Genomic DNA, 16199 nt, shown 5'->3' with positions numbered 1-16199 from the left:
TTTTAGATTGACTGATTACTGATCGTCTTTGTGCGATTTTCCGAATATCTTCATCAGGATACCCAGTACCATCGCCATTGCGCCAAGGCTGCCAACCGCATTTTCAGCTGATCCACCAGTTTTCGGCAGATTGCCAAGCGGCACATCCTGGTCAAGGATGGTTACCAGTTCTTCCTGGGGAAGCTGAGCCAGCGGGACACGAGGATTGATGATTGAAACAGTGTTGTCGCTGTCATCATCATCGTCATCATCGTCATCGTCAGGATTTGACGGTGTGTTTCGAGAATAGTAAATGACTACCGTATAAGTGTAATTGGAGTCAAAATCAAAGGTCGTTCCATCAAATGGGTTCTCAGCGTCTGCACCGATCGGCGATTCCACTGTTGCTAGTAACATCGCAGAGGACTCTGCCACTCTCAAAGCTGATGCAAACGGGCTGGTATATTCATCCGGTTTGAGCATAAACAATTCATATTGGTTAGACAAAATATCCTGATCTGCGCTATAAAGTGCTTTCAGGTTTGCTTTACCAAGCAATGTTTCAGCCTCATCCCGCATGTCGCTCTTATAACAGTCCACATCATCTTTGAGATCTTTAAGCGCATTATATAATTGCAGTTTTTGCTCTTCGGTTAAACCGGGATTGGAAGGCTCCGCTGGTTCCACTGGATCAGATGGTTCCACTGGATCAGATGGTTCCACTGGATCAGATGGTTCCACTGGATCAGACGGTTCCACTGGATCAGATGGTTCCACTGGGTCAGACGGTTCCACTGGATCAGATGGTTCCACTGGATCAGATGGTTCCACTGGATCAGATGGTTCCACTGGATCAGATGGTTCCACTGGATCAGATGGTTCCACTGGATCAGATGGTTCCACTGGATCAGATGGTTCCACTGGATCAGATGGTTCCACTGGATCAGATGGTTCCACTGGATCAGATGGTTCCACTGGATCAGATGGTTCCACTGGATCAGATGGTTCCACTGGATCAGATGGTTCCACTGGATCAGACGGTTCCACAGAATCCGCGTTGTCCTCCAGGTTCTCTTTCTCATCGTCTTCCAGTTCTTCTTCAATCCCCAATTCATTAGCCAAATCTTGAATAATCAAATCCAAACTAGAGGACAACTCTATAAGTTCCGTACTGTCTTCAGCACCCATTTTATCTGTGATACTATATTTTTCTTTTATAGACTCGAGCTTTTTCAGTGAATCTTTTAATAAGAACACCGATTCACTATCCTCATCTTCCGAAGTTGATCCGTTCTTTAGCGTTGATTTATAATTTTCCAACGCTTCAGTAATGGTTTCCTTATCAAGATCTGGATTCTCAGATTGAATAGCTCGAATGATCTTATCAAATGCGGCCTGGAGAGTTTCAACTGCATTTTCACGTTTCGAAACTTCTTCCGCTATTTCCTCATCTGACATATTGGAAAGAGCATCTTTTAAATCGCTAATACGTTTAGTTAACCACCCTGGAATGACAGATTCCAAACTGGCTTTCATATCTGTTGCTGTAAGTTTAGGCTGCTGTTCACTCGCCCAAATTTCTGTCTTCCAATAGGTGTAATCTCTTCCTTGATATGCCGGTGCTCTCCAGAGAGCTGTATCAATCGACTGCCCAGAAATCGCATCATGATACTGTTTATCTACGATGCCCTCAGGTGTTGTTGTTTGGTCAAGATAGTATTGATGCCGCACTTCAATCGGGCCTTCCTCTAACACAGTGTCTTTTACATAATAAACTTTGATAGCACTATCTTCCGGGGTAACCGTAAAAGGCAATGGTGTAGAAGCATTTCTATCAAGAACATATCCTGCGGGCATATTTGCATAGGACACGCTTTCAACATACGGAGCATACGCAGGTACTTGCAATCCTTCACTCATTGTATCAAGTAGTTCTTGATCTTTATAGTACTCGATAGTATAGGGGAGCGTCTGGCTCTCGTCTTTAAAATACAGCACATTTACTACGTTCGTTCTGGGATCTGCCGTAATTGTAGTCGCTCCGCTTCTGGTTCCCGGCGTCGCATAACCATCAGGAGCATGCAACGTCAAATCTGCCGGTATGCCGTCTCCAAATGTTCCCGTCCCGGTTTCATCGTCTATGAAGTGTGCGCTGTCAATGGCATCGTAGTAATAGTTGACAGTATATCCATACGTGTTTTTGGTCGCATACAGCACATTTACTACGTTCGTTCTGGGATCTGCCGTAATTGTAGTCGCTCCGCTTCTGGTTCCCGGCGTCGCATAACCATCAGGAGCATGCAACGTCAAATCTGCCGGTATGCCGTCTCCAAATGTTCCCGTCCCGGTTTCATCGTCTATGAAGTGTGCGCTGTCAATGGCATCGTAGTAATAGTTGACAGTATATCCATACGTGTTTTTGGTCGCATACAGCACATTTACTACGTTCGTTCTGGGATCTGCCGTAATTGTAGTCGCTCCGCTTCTGGTTCCCGGCGTCGCATAACCATCAGGAGCATGCAACGTCAAATCTGCCGGTATGCCGTCTCCAAATGTTCCCGTCCCGGTTTCATCGTCTATGAAGTGTGCGCTGTCAATGGCATCGTAGTAATAGTTGACAGTATATCCATACGTGTTTTTGGTCGCATACAGCACATTTACTACGTTCGTTCTGGGATCTGCCGTAATTGTAGTCGCTCCGCTTCTGGTTCCCGGCGTCGCATAACCATCAGGAGCATGCAACGTCAAATCTGCCGGTATGCCGTCTCCAAATGTTCCCGTCCCGGTTTCATCGTCTATGAAGTGTGCGCTGTCAATGGCATCGTAGTAATAGTTGACAGTATATCCATACGTGTTTTTGGTCGCATACAGCACATTTACTACGTTCGTTCTGGGATCTGCCGTAATTGTAGTCGCTCCGCTTCTGGTTCCCGGCGTCTTATAACCAACAGGGGCATACTTCGACAAGTCAGCAGGTATGCCGTCCCCAAATGTTCCCGTGCCGGGTTCCGTTTTCAGAAGATTCGCTTTACTAATGCTGTCTTTGTAATAGTTGACGGTATATCCCAGATTACTCATTGGAATCCAACGACCATATAAGAAGGTATCTTTGTTAATCTTATCATCGAAGTTGAATTTACTTCCTATACAGCCACTATTTGTATACCATCCATCCAAGAAATGTCCTATTTTTGTAGGTAAATCGGCACCTGTAGGCTTGGTGGCTTTATTATTTTTCCGGACAAACTGCGTTGCCGGTTTAGGATTGCTTGTATCCCCTGCTATCACAAAATCAACAGTATATTTTTTTTCATTTAAATGGACTTCGAAATTTGAGACCAATGTGCTAACATCTATCCAATCGTTAGGTTGGATAGATCTTCCATTGTATTTATATTGTACAGCACCTGTATAGTCACTTGCCGGATCAAATCTCAATTTTACATGATAATATTCCCCAGTAACAATATCTTTTGATATTTTCTTTTCGCCATCCACAAAAATGGAAACAGTAATTAAGAAATTAAATAAAATACTATGATTTTCTTTATTCGTCAGTATTAAGCTGCCATAATCATCCGGATGCCATAATACATCGTTCTCCGCAAACACATTGAGCGGAGCCAGGGTAAACACCATTGCCGCTGCCAAAAGTGTACTTAACAGTTTTTTCACGTTCATCTTCTACTCTCCTTACTAAATAGCCTTCTCAGATATCTGGTCCCAATTGACCGTCTCGTCCGTCTCTTGCTCTTGCGTCATTGCCTCGTCCATCAGTTTGATCATTTCCAGCATGCTTCTGAACTTCCGGCTTTTCTTCTCTTCCAGCCACTGAATCGTTCCCTGCCATGTGGCGTTCTGCCGAAACTGAACCTGAACAACAAAGGTGGCCTGTTCTCCGAACTTTTGCTGAAAGATATCGTCGCTCATATACCTACGAACCTCCCTGATGTTCTTTTGCCGAGAGCCGCAGCCCTTTTTCCGGAATGACTGGCAGCGGAACGTGGATTCCGGAAAGGAAAATCCATCCATCATGCTTTCCAGCGCCCTGACCATTCCGAGCATCTCCGAAAACCTGATCGGGCCTCTTATGTAGGGATTAAACAGGCGGCCTGTTAAATCGGCATGATAGAAACCGTCGACGCAAACCAAAGTCCTGGTGATATTGCTTGGTCTCAAAATCACATTGCCTGATGTCAATCCACCGCCCCCTGTCCGGAAACCCTTACGTCCTAATCATCTTTTTTTATACTATCTCACACGGGAGTCACACTTTGGTCACATTTTGACGACAAAATTTGGTAAAACAAAATTTTTTTCAAGTTTTTATTTTATTTTCCTTGCCCTCAAAAAATGAACAAAAAAATACGCCTGCTGCGTATTCAGCCGCAGCAGGCGTATTTTTTAAGCATCATTCAGATCAAATTGCGGCATCCAGCGGCCGCAGGTCGGCAGATAACTTGATCCCGCGGAAGCGGGTCTTCTCGTAAAAGCGGTCACAAATTCTGCCCATAACCATCTCCCCGTTTTCATACGTCAGCATAGGAAGCATCAGTACAAACTGGGAAGGGCTGAATTTCGAGATCACATCCCCTTTGCGAAGACTGCTGCGAATCGTTTCCAGCAGTTCACTCATAACACCGCTCAACTGTTCCTTTCCCGGCAGGCTCCCCCTGCGGTCGGTAACGGTAAGCAAACAAAGGAAGACGGAATGCCCGGTGCGGGAAGCCGCCCGCACCTCCAGCCGATACATATTCTTAAAAATCTCATAATCGCAGTAAAACGCCCCTTCGGCGGCATTCTGCTCGTTCAGGTCTCCTTTAATAATATCAAGATCGGTTTCCACCGTCTGGACCGATTTTGTAATCTCGTTATACAGCTCCCGCATTGTATCCGATGGCTTTACGCCAAGCTCGCGATAAAACAGGTCGCGCACGTAACGATAATGTTCCAGCGCCTTTTGCTGCTTGTTCTGCCTGACAAGAGAAAAAATCAGATATCTGTGCGCACCTTCTTCAAGAGGGTCAATCACGATTGCCTGCTCGCAGATGGTCTGGACCGTCTCATATCGTTCAAGCTTTACCAGAAGGGCACTTGCTTCATAAACGCATTTAAAATATTCTGTACGGTAATAATTTACAAGCGAAACCACCCACTCCTCATAACAGGAAGCGGGCAGGAAGTCTCCTTTATACAGGCTGATCGCTTCAAGATAGCAATCCACCCGATTTTCATCCGGCAAAGACGTGTCATCCGCCAGTTTTTTGAGCTGCTCGAACTTTTCAATATCAATTTCGGTGTTCAGATTGTTATTCCAGCAATAACTCCCCTGATGGAATACCACCAGCTCTTTGGCATAGGGAATTTCATGGGTGCCAAAGATTGTCCGCATCCGGTAAACCAAATTTTTCAGTGCGTTTGCAGGGCTTCCGCTGCAGCCGTCCGGCCAGAGCACATCAATCAGCGTCTCCTGTGAGATCGCTTTTTTACGGAACGCAAGCAGATATGCGAGCAGGTTCCTCAACTGCCTTGTACGGCTGATTGAATCACTGAGTACCTTGCCGTCCGCAACAAGCTGAAACCCGCCTAACATCTGAACATAAATTTTATGCCCGGTTGTGGGGTTCGCAAAAACAGTCACCGCAAAGCCTCCTCCTTTTGTCAAGCCGCCGAGAAGCAATATTCTGCCTTTTAAAAAGAGCCGAACGTAACAGTATATGGGAAGTAATGTTTCTCATTTTTCCAAAGAATTACTTTCTTTTTGTTCCAAATTATATTATAATAATATAAAAAATGATTGTCAACCGTTTACCGTTGCAGATGGCAATACGGCGGGGAATGCGCTATGAAAAGGCTTTCAGAATGGATGCGGTCCGTAATAAAAAAAGGAAACATGCTCTCGTTGACGGGGGCGGGGCTGTTTGTGCTGGGTGCTTTGCTGATCGGTTTTGCAGTTTTTTCAAATTTCTTCGCATCCAAAAGCCAATTACCCGAAAGTCCCGTGATTGTCTCTTCCTCTGAATCTTCATCAGAATCCTCCGCGGTTTCTTCCGCCGTTGTCTCCTCCTCACAGCCCGAAGAGGAAGCGGCTCTTCTCTACCCCACCGACCGCCTGTTTATTACACGGGGCCGGCAGGAGTATACCGACGGCGCAATGATTTTACGCGTTCCGCGTCTGGACCTGGAGGCCCCGGTCATGAGCGGCACTGACGATCAGGCGCTGAAAAAAAGCGTTGGCCTTTATGAATACGCGCAGCTTCCGGGTGAGGGAAACAGCAACGTCAGCATTGCGGGGCACCGCGATATTTACGGCTGTGAATTTTATTATATTGATACGGTAACAGATGGAGACCTGCTCTATCTGGAATATGACGGGACCCTTTATACCTATCGTTACCTGAAAACAGAAATTGTGGAAGCGGACGACTGGGGGCCGATCTACAGCAAGGAGTTCAGCTGCCTGACGCTGACCTCCTGCCATCCCATCGGGACTTCGCAGAAACGAATCATTGTAACCGCCGAACTGGTGAGCAGCGCCGCTCAATGAGATTCACGGCGCTCAAAACGGAGGTACATAGAAACATGCAAATGCCTCATTTTCATAGAACGCATCCTCTTCGGACACTGCTGGCTGCCGGACTGGTCTTACTGTCGGCCGTCTTCGCGGAGGACTTTTTTTCCGGCCGGGGCGGACAAGCCCCATCTTACGCAGAACAGCCGCCGCTGGTCACAATTGAGAAGGAGTCTGTTCCGCTCGCGCAGCTGCCCGAGACCGTACAGGTCCGCATGCCGGAGGCTTCCGGCAAGGTGGTGTATTCCGGAAAAAGCGCGGTGATAGATGCTTCCAATACTTCGCAGGGCTATGTCATGGTCAAATACACCGGCGCTTCCTCCAAAGTAAAACTTCAGATTTCCGGCAGCAACCGGATTGTTTACACCTATGACCTGCACAAGGGAAGCTATGACACGTTCCCCCTCACTTCCGGGGACGGAAACTACCAGCTCAATCTTTATGAGCATGTCCGCGACAGCCAGTATTCTCTGGCAATGAACCAGACCATCTCCGTCAAGCTGGCCAGTTCCCTGCTTCCCTATCTTTATCCGAATCAGTACGTCAACTACTCAGCCGGTTCACAGACGGTGGCCAAGGGCGCCCAGCTTGCCGCGGGGGCGGAGAACCAGCTCACAATCGTGCAGAATATCTATACCTATGTCGTCAGCCACATCACTTATGATACGCAGAAGGCGAATACCGTCACCTCCGGCTATCTTCCGGTTGTGGACAATATCCTCAGCTCCGGCAAGGGAATCTGCTTTGATTATGCCGCGGTGATGGCTGCCATGCTCCGCACACAGAATATCCCCACCCGTCTGGAAGTCGGGTACGCGTCCGGCGGAATCTATCACGCCTGGGTCAGCGTTTATCTGGAGCAGCAGGGCTGGGTCAACGGTATCATTTATTTCGACGGCAAAACGTGGAAACTGATGGACCCTACTTTCGCGTCCAGCGCCAGAAGCAGCGACAGCATTATGAAATTTATCGGGAACGGGAGTAACTACAGTACCAAATACGTTTATTGAGGAGGGGCGGCCTATGGCGAATCAGGCAAAGGGGATGCTTTCCCCCGCTGAAATATCCACCTTCTGCGCGCAGCTGTCCATGATTCTGAAAGCAGGGATCCCTGTGGCTGAAGGGCTTTCCATCATGCACGGCGACATGCAAAAAGCCGAAGGCCGGGAGATTATCGGAACCATCCTTGAACACGCGGAGCTGGGAGAACCCCTGCACACGGCGCTCGCCGCCTCCCGACTTTTCCCGAAGTATGTCGTGGACATGGCGGAAATCGGCGGGCAGGCGGGCAGGCTGGATGAGGTAATGGACTATCTGTGCGAGTATTATGAGCGGGAGGAAGCCATCTCCAGAAACGTGAAGAGCGCGGTCACCTACCCACTTGTCATGATTGTGATGATGGTTCTGGTGATCGGCGTTCTGGTCGTAAAAGTACTGCCGGTTTTCCAGCAGGTATTTTTGCAACTCGGCAGTGATTTGTCACCCTTTTCTTTGAGCGTCATGCAGTTCGGCTCCCTTGTGGGGCGATATTCCGTCGTGATTGTTGCGGTGATTGCTGTTGCGACGGCCGTCGTTTACGCTTTGAACCGCACACACAGCGGCAAATCCGCGCTTGCTTCTTTTCAGTCGCGGTTTTTCCTGACCAGAGACCTTTATGCCAAAATCGCATCCGGCAGGTTTGCCGGGGCGATGGCCATGATGCTGTCCAGCGGGCTGGATACCGACCAGTCTCTGGATATGGCGGCAAAGCTGATCGACAATACATACATCAGCAAAAAAATTGAGAACTGCAAGGTGCAGATTGCGCAGGGCAGTTCGTTTGCCAGCGCTCTGGAATCGGCGGGGATTTTTTCGGGAATTTACTCCAAAATGGTTTCCGTCGGTTTTAAAACCGGTTCCGCCGATACTGTCATGAAAAAACTGGCTGACCGTTATGAAGAAGAAATTGACGCCCGTGTCGGCAATCTCATCGCTCTGCTGGAGCCGTCCCTTGTGGCGGTCCTTTCGGTCATTGTGGGAATGATCCTGCTTTCGGTCATGCTGCCGCTGATGGGGATTATGTCCTCAATCGGGTAGGAGGGACAAGAAGGTGAACCGTTTCGCCAAAACAAAAAAACCACACTCACTCCTCCGCGAACTGGCGCTGCCTGTGGTTCTGTTTGTGGGTGTCCTGCTCCTGTTTGCGGGCGGCCTGCGTTCCGTAACCGCGGCTACCGAGTCGGAACAGCTGAAATCCGCCCGTCAGGCGGTAACCCGTGCAGTGATCCAGTGTTATGCGGTGGAGGGCGTCTATCCGCCCGACCTTGCCTATCTGGAGCAGAATTACGGGCTTCAGGTGGACAGGCAGCGCTATATTATTGATTACCGGTGTTTTGCATCCAACATCATGCCGGATATCACAGTGCTTCCGAACAATGCGGCGGCATAAATTTACCAATTGTCCAGAAACGGAGATGAAAAGTCATGAAGTCTGCCGCAAAGCCGAAAGGCCATATGGTTGATTTGCTGTTTACGCTGGCTTTGTTCTGCGTTTTTGCGGCTTCTTCGCTTCTGGTGATTCTGATTGGCGCGGACGTCTATAAAAGCACCGCAAAAGGAATGAACGAAAACTTCAATGTGCGCACGTCTCTGTCCTATGTCTGCGAAAAGGTGCGGCAGAACGATGCGGCCGGCGCGGTGCGCCTGGATTCTCTTGATTCTGTTCCGGCCCTCGTACTCACTCAGACTTACGACGGCGCCGAATACGAAACATGGATCTACCATTATAACGGAAGCCTGATGGAGCTTTTTGCTCAAGAGGGTACAGAAATCGGCCCGTCCGGCGGGCAGCAGATTATGGAGATTTCTTCTTTTACCATGGAGCGCCTGAATGAGCGGCTGTACCGGTTTTCCGTTACCGATGAAAACGGCAGAACCGCTTCGCAGATGGTCAGCCCGAGATGCGCATAGGCTTGTTTGTTTTGAGGATGGAGGTAGTACGCTATGAACAGGACTTACAGGCGGAAAGCCTCTAAATCCGGTCCGTTTTTATTGGAACTCATGATTGGCATCCTGTTTTTTTCTTTTGCTAGTGCAATTTGTATGCAGATTTTTGTAAAAGCGCACCTGATCAGCACAAAAAGCAGCGACCTGACCGCGGCAATGACCAAGGTGCAGTCGGCAGCGGAGGCCTTTAAAAGTCTGGACGGAAATGAATCGGACCTTGCCGAATTTCTGGATGCACAGCAAAGCGGCGGACTCCTCACAATCTGTTACGACAAAGAATGGAATCCGGTGCCCGATGGGCAGAATGCCTACCGTATGACCATCCGGGTTACAGAGCAGGGCTCTGTTTATGATTCGCAAATCCGGATGTTTAAAGGCCGGGAAGGACAGCCCCTTTATGAGCTGGATGTAAAAAAATATAAACCGCGCGGCTGACGTATGCAAGCAGATAGAAAGGACAGAGGAGATGAACAAAGGGTTTGGCATGAATGTGGGAAGTTCTTTGATCCTGATGATTTTTGTTTTGCTCTGCCTTGTCACTTTCTCTACCCTTTCACTGGTATCCGCTAATGCCGACTATAAACTCACAGCAAAAACTGCCGAATCCGTTTCCGGTTACTACGAAGCCGATGCAAAGGCGGAAATGCTCCTCGCCGCTATTGATGAAAAACTGATCAGTATGGCAAAAAACACCACAGCCAGCGGACAGTCCAATTCAGAAATGCTTTCTGAAGCGCTTTCCGGACTTGATAGGGTCACGATCGCGCAGCAGGACGGCGAGGTCATCATCGGGTTTCAGGTGAAGATGGATGACCGGCGGGCGCTCCAGGTTTCCCTGCGGCCCACATTTCCCTTGCAGGACGCGGGAAAGCGCTATGTCGTTACTTCATGGCAGGTGATACAGACAGCGGAATGGGAATCGGATGACACCTTGACCGTTTGGGACGGGGAAGATTCCCTGCCGCTTTTTAATGGAGAATCATAACAGATAGGAAGATTTCAATGGATATGATACAAATATTAAAGGACGCTGTGGAACATCACGCGTCCGACATATTTGTAATAGCAGGGTTGCCGGTCTCCTATAAAGTCAACGGTACAATTATCCGGACGCATCAGGAAAACCTGATGCCCGCGCAGACAGAAACGATGGTACGGGAAATCTACGCGCTTGCGGGTGACCGGGACCTCAATCATGTGACACTGGAGGGCGACGATGATTTTTCGTTCTCCCTCAAGGGAATCTCTCGTTTCCGCGTAAACGCCTACCGGCAGCGCAGCTCGCTTGCGGCGGTCATCCGGGTTGTAACCTTTGATCTGCCGGACCCGCATGAAATCGGAATTCCGGATACCGTCCTGAATCTTGCGGACCGCACAAAGGGGCTTGTGCTGGTCACCGGCCCTGCCGGAAGCGGCAAATCCACCACGCTGGCCTGCATGATCGACCGCATCAACAGAACCAGAAGCGCGCATGTGATTACGCTGGAAGACCCGCTGGAATATCTGCACAAGCATAATAAAAGCATTGTCAGCCAGCGTGAAATCTCCACAGATACCGAAAGCTATGTGAAAGCGTTGCGTTCCGCCCTGCGCCAGGCGCCGGACGTCATCCTGCTCGGAGAAATGCGGGATTACGAAACAATTAACGTTGCCATGACGGCGGCAGAAACAGGGCATCTGATTTTTTCCACGCTTCACACCATCGGTGCCGCCAATACAATTGACCGGATTATCGATGCTTTCCCCCCGAATCAGCAGCATCAAATCAGGATTCAGCTTTCGATGGTTTTGCAGGCGGTTGTTTCCCAGCAGATTCTCCCGACAGTCGACGGAAAAGAAGTCCCCGCGTTTGAAATTATGCTGGTCAACAGCGCAATCCGCAATATGATACGGGAATCCAAGGTGCACCAGATCGATACAGTGATCTATTCGTCCGCCGGTGAAGGCATGCAGTCAATGGATTCGAGTCTATTGGATCTTTATCAGAAAAATTTGATCAGGCAGAGTGATATGCTCACCTACAGCACTAACCCCGATCAGATGCTGAAAAAGATTAAAAACATGTAATAAGAGCAGACCGTCCTGTTCGCCGCGCAATTGTCAAAAAAGGAATCAATTCTATAAAAGGCGCTTCCGCTGAATTGCGGAAGCGCCTTGCTGCGCCAATGGACCAATCTGCGCCGCCAGATCATAATGCAGATAAACTCTGTGCAGCCTTCATCGATGATACGTTCAATGGTTTCCTGAAGTTTCATTCTGGCATCGCCGGGCATCCGGTTCAGTTGTTGTGCAGACCTTCATTCACCAGATGATTGATCATTCAATCCGGCCGATCAGGCCCGCGGGTCTATCTTTAATATATCTGCCACAGAGGTGCCGGCAGCCTGTATCAGCTCGATCACCAGTCCATCCCGCAGACGAAACCAGTTCGGCCCTTTTGGCATTTCAACCGCGTCATACCGTTTTACTGCCGCTACGGCGTTCTCCAAATTTTCCACCATAAAGCCCAGATGATTCATTCTGCCGTCCTCATTTCCATCCCCAGATGCTGCGATCAGCTGTATTCCGCCGTTCAGCCACACCTGTGAAACCACTCCGTCCTTTTCCCGGGTTTTGCGGATGATCATACCAAATGCGTCCTCAAAAAAACGGGCATACCATTGAAGATCCTGAACACGCAGTGCCACATGCTCAAGATAAGATCTGTTTGGATTGGCCACCACAAAACAGCCCCTTTCGTCATTTTATTCCGTACGGCAGTCTTCGCTGTAAACCAGTTCGATTTTAAAATTCCGGCTCCGTTTTATGGAGAAATGTACGGATTGTATTCAGCCCCACAGCTTGTTTTCCTTCAGCAGCTTCAGGCTCTTTCTCTTCAAAAATAGGGATATATAAAAACTTTCGTATTGCAAATACGCACGCCACCGCAAAAATGCCTAACAGCGTTTCCAATGCATTCGTGTGATAAACGACCAGCTGGCGGGTCATCGCATATAGCAAGACTTCGATTGCGGAGTAAGGTGTGTGTTTCATCAGCATACGGATGAACTCCAAGCCAATTACCAAAGTGAGGGCGTGCTCAAGAAATGTCTCAAAATGGCTCATATGGAACAGCTGCGTCTGAAAGGTTCTGATTTCGACAATCAAAAAGTACGAAGCATATATAATGCCGACTAGAACCAAAACAGAAACCATGATTTCAATGATTAATGTGATGCTGATCAGCCTGTTTCTCGCCTGTTTCATTTTATACTGCACCTCCTGATTTTCGTTGGCATTAGATTGACTTGGTGAAAGCCGGCGCGAAAACCATTACTCCTGTAACGCTTTTGTCAGTTCCCCCTCGTATAAGATATCCAGACTGTGTAAGGGACGGGTCATCGAAACATAAAGCAAGTGCATATCCACTTTGCTGGCCGAAGCATATACCGGTTCCGATACGCCGCAAATGATAACCGCGTCAAATTCCAGCCCTTTAGACAGATATCCTGTAATAGTACAGACACCGCCCTGGTATCCCTCGGTGTCAGAAGTGACATTCTCAGCCTCTATCCCGCGCTGCCGAAGCGCCAGATTCATGTCAGTTGACCGCTGTGCCGTTTTGCAGATGACGGCTATCGTCTTGAAGCCCTGTTTTGTGTACTCCCTCACCAACCGGCAGATCAGATCCGGCTGCTGGGATGCGGCACATCTGGTATACCTGACAGGAGATCCATGCCGGATTACCGGGAGCGCCTCCGCAAGGCCCAACAGGGATGAGACTTTATTGGCCGCGGTCATAATTTCCACAGTCGTTCGATAGCTTTTGCGCATTTCAATCATATCCGCTTTGCTGTCAAAGGCCTGTTCGCGAACGCTTTCCCAGCTTTCTATGCTCCGGTAGCTGTAAATCGACTGGGCAAGGTCACCAACGATTGTAAATGTGCTCTGACTGAGCAGCGAACGCAGTACATAAAAATGGAATTCACCAAAGTCCTGCGCTTCGTCAATCACCGTGTGGCGAAAAAACTCGTAACAGTCGGAGCCTTTCATGCGCAGTTTCAGATACATCAGCGCGGGCAGATCTGTAAAATCGAGTTTTCTCTTGCGGAGCCCGGCAAGCGTATCTGTTTTGAGTTTGTTCTTTTCCGGGAAATCATCCGGAAGATCCTTTTCACAGCTGTGCAGAAACAGTTCATAAAGTTTCAGGATCTTCGTCTCGGTAATAGAAAAATGCTTTTTCAGTGATTGCCTGCACCCATTTTCCAGCTCTTTTAAGATTGCCGCGCGGTCTTTTTTCTGCTTGTCCAGTTCCGAAGCGTCGCAGCCTTTCAGTAACAGCAGTCTGAAATGCTCGTTCAACCGCTCTTTAATCGTTTCCCTGCGATGATCTATATAGGAAGAAAGGTACAGGATACATTGGGAAACGCGGGCCTGAACAGTAGAATTCAGGGAAAAATCCACTTTCGCGTAGATGTCTTTTATCATATCGCAGGAAAGAATCCGGAACCCTCTGATAACAAAGTCCTTATCCGGAACAACATTCTGATCGAATCTGTCCATAAACGCGGCGAGGGCATCTCTGTATCGCAGGGTGGTTTTAAAACGGTCGACGCCGCTCCTGTATGTTCCATTCACGACCTCGGTCAGCCGCCCGGAAATATCGGTCAAGCTGAATGCTTCCCCAATGTACCCCTGGCACAGAGTTTCAAAGGTATGTTCCGGGACGCTGTCGACATCGAGATCGGGCAATATGGATGAAATATAGCTGATAAAAAATCGATTGGGTCCAATCACCATATATTGTCCCGATTTAATGGTGTCCCGGTGATTGTAGACCAGATAGGCGATCCGATGGAGGGCGACTGTCGTTTTCCCGCTTCCCGCCGCTCCCTGCACGATGAGATTGCGGTCGATCTGTTCGCGTATGATCCGGTTTTGCTCACCCTGAATGGAAGCAACAATGTTCTTGAGGCGGTTATCGGAACCGGCGCTCAGATAGGGCTTAAGCAGATCATCATTGGTAACCGTTTCCACATCATTAACTGAAAGCAAAATCCCATTTTCAATTTCAAGCTGCCGCTTTAGCAGCAGTTCCCCTGAAATGGTTCCTCCCGGCGCCTGATAGGAAACCTTTCCCGGATTACTGTCGTAATACAGCGTGGCGACAGGCGCCCGCCAGTCGACCGTAACGGTCTCCTGGTTTTCATCCACGACACCGATCTTTCCAATATAGCATTGCGCAGTTTTTTCAAAACCGTCTTCTTCAAAATCGATGCGGGCAAAATAGGGCTTTCCAACCCCCCGCTCCAGATGAAAAAGATGGTTATTTGTCTGTGCCGACAGTTCGGCTAAAAGCATGGGCTGCGAGTGGTACAGCCCGGGCAGGCTGTCCCTCAGCAGCCGGGTATCTTCAATGCATTTCTTATACTGTACGATTTTTTCCTTCAGCGTTTCTTGTTCCTCTTTAAATATGGATTGCTGCAAACAACCATCCCCCATTAATCATTGAAAATTAATATTTTAACATACGAAAATTAAAAACACAATGCAGCATTCCAAAAAATGTAGCCGGAACCGACTCATTCACCTGCCAGCATAGCAATTGCGCGCATGATCTGCGGAAACACGGAAACGGCCGTCAGCATGCGTATGACCTGGAGCACAATTACATCGGTGCTCTGTACGCCGATGTCGGCGCTGATCAATGCCATATCGCTGGCTCCCGCCGGAGTCGCAACGAGCATCCCCTCTTTGATGTTCAGATGAAACCGGCGGGAAAGCAAACGTCCGGTGAACCAGCTGTTTGCAAAATAGCCCAGTATTAAAATCAGTGCCGGTACGATCAGATGATTGAGTTCAGCAAGGTCCTGATAGGAAACTGAGGAACCGATATAAGCGCCCGCCAATACCTGGGCGCCTCGCCTTACCTGTTTTGGCATGCTGACAGGAATCCCCGACAGCTTGGCCGCGATGATGCCGAACATTGCGCACAGCAGCGCCCCCGCCGGCATTTTCAGCACGTATCCACCCAAACCTGACAGGGCGGCAATCAGTGCTGTAAGCAAAAAAAAGTTCCACCTGAATGGGATCGGCGGAGCCTTTTCAGGCGGCAGATCCTGCAAACGGCTTTCGGTGCCGGCCGCATCCGGTTCGGACACCCCGTCAATGACCGCCGGGGCCAGCCGTTTTTCCAAACGCCGCGCCCTCCACGCAATGACGCTCGGGAAAATGCCGACCCCGGCAGCCATCCGGAAAAATTGCAGCACCAGCACTTTTGGCGCGTCCGCCCCCATATCCACGGCAATCAGCGGCATTTCACTGGTTCCTCCAGGCACTGCGCATAAGAGCGATGTCAAAAGATCCATAGGACCAATCCAATAGATGATCAGCCCCAAGCACACATTCACACAGAGCATCATCGACAACAGCACCAATGCCGGCTTGTAGATAGATTTCATACGCACGAAATCGCTTTTTCCCACCGAACACCCGATGAAGGCGCCAGCAGTTATCTGGGCTGCCAGCTTGGCCGCATATGGCATATATGACGCGTGGAATACGATTGTGAGCGCACTGACGCCCACAATCGATCCCACCATCATCCCGCCCGGAATTTTAAATTTCAAGAACAGCAGGCCGCAGCAGAGCCCAACCACGCATGTCAGCAAAAAATTTTCCACGG

At 49.0% G+C, this 16199-nt stretch carries 16 protein-coding genes; 8 read left to right on the top strand and 8 right to left on the bottom strand.

Annotation, left to right across the window (positions count from 1 at the left end; all coding sequences use genetic code 11):
• Window positions 1–15: 15 nt before the first annotated feature.
• From C1A10_RS18825 to C1A10_RS03565, 3 genes are all read right to left on the bottom strand, one after another.
• A complete protein-coding gene (locus C1A10_RS18825) occupies window positions 16–3660 on the bottom strand; it encodes an InlB B-repeat-containing protein (RefSeq protein WP_278309111.1) in 3645 nt (1214 codons plus the stop codon).
• A gap of 15 nt (window positions 3661–3675) precedes the next feature.
• Window positions 3676–4179 carry a hypothetical protein gene (locus tag C1A10_RS03570; RefSeq protein ID WP_101908912.1) on the bottom strand — a complete coding sequence of 168 codons (504 nt, stop codon included), beginning with the start codon at window positions 4177–4179 and terminating at the stop codon, window positions 3676–3678.
• 220 nt (window positions 4180–4399) lie between these two features.
• Window positions 4400–5620, bottom strand: a complete 1221-nt coding sequence (locus C1A10_RS03565) for an AfsR/SARP family transcriptional regulator (RefSeq protein ID WP_145997687.1) — start codon at window positions 5618–5620, stop codon at window positions 4400–4402.
• A gap of 204 nt (window positions 5621–5824) precedes the next feature.
• Here C1A10_RS03565 and C1A10_RS03560 point away from each other — a divergent pair, with 204 nt between their 5' ends.
• From C1A10_RS03560 to C1A10_RS03525, 8 genes are read left to right on the top strand one after another with little or no spacing between them, the layout of a single operon-like run.
• Complete coding sequence (locus C1A10_RS03560; RefSeq protein ID WP_101908910.1) at window positions 5825–6526, top strand: class E sortase; 702 nt, start codon at window positions 5825–5827, stop codon at window positions 6524–6526.
• A 35-nt stretch (window positions 6527–6561) separates the two neighbouring features.
• Window positions 6562–7560 (top strand): transglutaminase domain-containing protein, encoded by a 999-nt coding sequence (locus C1A10_RS03555; protein WP_180950963.1) that lies wholly within the window; start codon window positions 6562–6564, stop codon window positions 7558–7560.
• Window positions 7561–7573: 13 nt separating this feature from the next.
• Window positions 7574–8626, top strand: a complete 1053-nt coding sequence (locus tag C1A10_RS03550) for a type II secretion system F family protein (RefSeq protein ID WP_242968819.1) — start codon at window positions 7574–7576, stop codon at window positions 8624–8626.
• 13 nt (window positions 8627–8639) lie between these two features.
• Window positions 8640–8978 (top strand): hypothetical protein, encoded by a 339-nt coding sequence (locus C1A10_RS03545; protein ID WP_101908908.1) that lies wholly within the window; start codon window positions 8640–8642, stop codon window positions 8976–8978.
• Window positions 8979–9013: 35 nt separating this feature from the next.
• Window positions 9014–9499, top strand: a complete 486-nt coding sequence (locus C1A10_RS03540; RefSeq protein WP_101908907.1) for a DUF4860 domain-containing protein — start codon at window positions 9014–9016, stop codon at window positions 9497–9499.
• A gap of 33 nt (window positions 9500–9532) precedes the next feature.
• Window positions 9533–9970 (top strand): hypothetical protein, encoded by a 438-nt coding sequence (locus C1A10_RS03535; protein WP_101908906.1) that lies wholly within the window; start codon window positions 9533–9535, stop codon window positions 9968–9970.
• 31 nt (window positions 9971–10001) lie between these two features.
• Window positions 10002–10520: a hypothetical protein gene (locus C1A10_RS03530; protein WP_101908905.1), complete on the top strand. Its 519-nt coding sequence runs from the start codon at window positions 10002–10004 to the stop codon at window positions 10518–10520.
• 17 nt (window positions 10521–10537) lie between these two features.
• The gene (locus C1A10_RS03525; RefSeq protein WP_101908904.1) at window positions 10538–11602 is read left to right on the top strand and encodes a type IV pilus twitching motility protein PilT; all 1065 of its coding nucleotides are present in this window, start codon (window positions 10538–10540) and stop codon (window positions 11600–11602) included.
• Here C1A10_RS03525 and C1A10_RS03520 read toward each other — a convergent pair.
• The 5 genes from C1A10_RS03520 to C1A10_RS03500 all read right to left on the bottom strand — a co-directional run bounded on the left by C1A10_RS03520 (window position 11572) and on the right by C1A10_RS03500 (window position 16197).
• Entirely contained in the window at window positions 11572–11790 is a 219-nt protein-coding gene (locus C1A10_RS03520; protein WP_207654711.1) for a sporulation stage IV protein A, read from the bottom strand. The two genes, C1A10_RS03525 and C1A10_RS03520, sit on opposite strands and share 31 nt — an antisense overlap.
• Window positions 11791–11868: 78 nt before the next feature.
• Complete coding sequence (locus C1A10_RS03515) at window positions 11869–12258, bottom strand: VOC family protein (RefSeq protein WP_207654710.1); 390 nt, start codon at window positions 12256–12258, stop codon at window positions 11869–11871.
• Window positions 12259–12319: 61 nt separating this feature from the next.
• The gene (locus C1A10_RS03510; RefSeq protein WP_101908902.1) at window positions 12320–12781 is read right to left on the bottom strand and encodes a transporter; all 462 of its coding nucleotides are present in this window, start codon (window positions 12779–12781) and stop codon (window positions 12320–12322) included.
• A gap of 66 nt (window positions 12782–12847) precedes the next feature.
• Window positions 12848–15001, bottom strand: coding sequence for an RNA polymerase recycling motor HelD (gene helD / locus C1A10_RS03505; protein ID WP_180950962.1), 2154 nt, complete (start codon window positions 14999–15001; stop codon window positions 12848–12850).
• Between the two features lie 95 nt (window positions 15002–15096).
• Window positions 15097–16197, bottom strand: coding sequence for an AbrB family transcriptional regulator (locus C1A10_RS03500; protein WP_101908900.1), 1101 nt, complete (start codon window positions 16195–16197; stop codon window positions 15097–15099).
• Between the last annotated feature and the right edge of the window lie 2 nt (window positions 16198–16199).

This window comes from Marasmitruncus massiliensis (assembly GCF_900186535.1).
GTDB lineage: Bacteria > Bacillota > Clostridia > Oscillospirales > Ruminococcaceae > Anaerotruncus > Anaerotruncus massiliensis_A.
Note: the sequence above shows the minus strand (reverse complement) of the source record. Positions and strands in the feature narration are given on the sequence as shown.

What these genes read in the sequence shown, in the direction of transcription:
- C1A10_RS18825 (WP_278309111.1), bottom strand. Translation starts at nt 3,660, where the DNA reads ATGAACGTGAAAAAACTGTTAAGTACACTTTTGGCAGCGGCAATGGTG.
- C1A10_RS03560 (WP_101908910.1), top strand. Translation starts at nt 5,825, where the DNA reads ATGAAAAGGCTTTCAGAATGGATGCGGTCCGTAATAAAAAAAGGAAAC.
- C1A10_RS03555 (WP_180950963.1), top strand. Translation starts at nt 6,562, where the DNA reads ATGCAAATGCCTCATTTTCATAGAACGCATCCTCTTCGGACACTGCTG.
- C1A10_RS03550 (WP_242968819.1), top strand. Translation starts at nt 7,574, where the DNA reads ATGGCGAATCAGGCAAAGGGGATGCTTTCCCCCGCTGAAATATCCACC.
- C1A10_RS03540 (WP_101908907.1), top strand. Translation starts at nt 9,014, where the DNA reads ATGAAGTCTGCCGCAAAGCCGAAAGGCCATATGGTTGATTTGCTGTTT.
- C1A10_RS03535 (WP_101908906.1), top strand. Translation starts at nt 9,533, where the DNA reads ATGAACAGGACTTACAGGCGGAAAGCCTCTAAATCCGGTCCGTTTTTA.
- C1A10_RS03530 (WP_101908905.1), top strand. Translation starts at nt 10,002, where the DNA reads ATGAACAAAGGGTTTGGCATGAATGTGGGAAGTTCTTTGATCCTGATG.
- C1A10_RS03525 (WP_101908904.1), top strand. Translation starts at nt 10,538, where the DNA reads ATGGATATGATACAAATATTAAAGGACGCTGTGGAACATCACGCGTCC.
- C1A10_RS03520 (WP_207654711.1), bottom strand. Translation starts at nt 11,790, where the DNA reads ATGAAACTTCAGGAAACCATTGAACGTATCATCGATGAAGGCTGCACA.
- C1A10_RS03510 (WP_101908902.1), bottom strand. Translation starts at nt 12,781, where the DNA reads ATGAAACAGGCGAGAAACAGGCTGATCAGCATCACATTAATCATTGAA.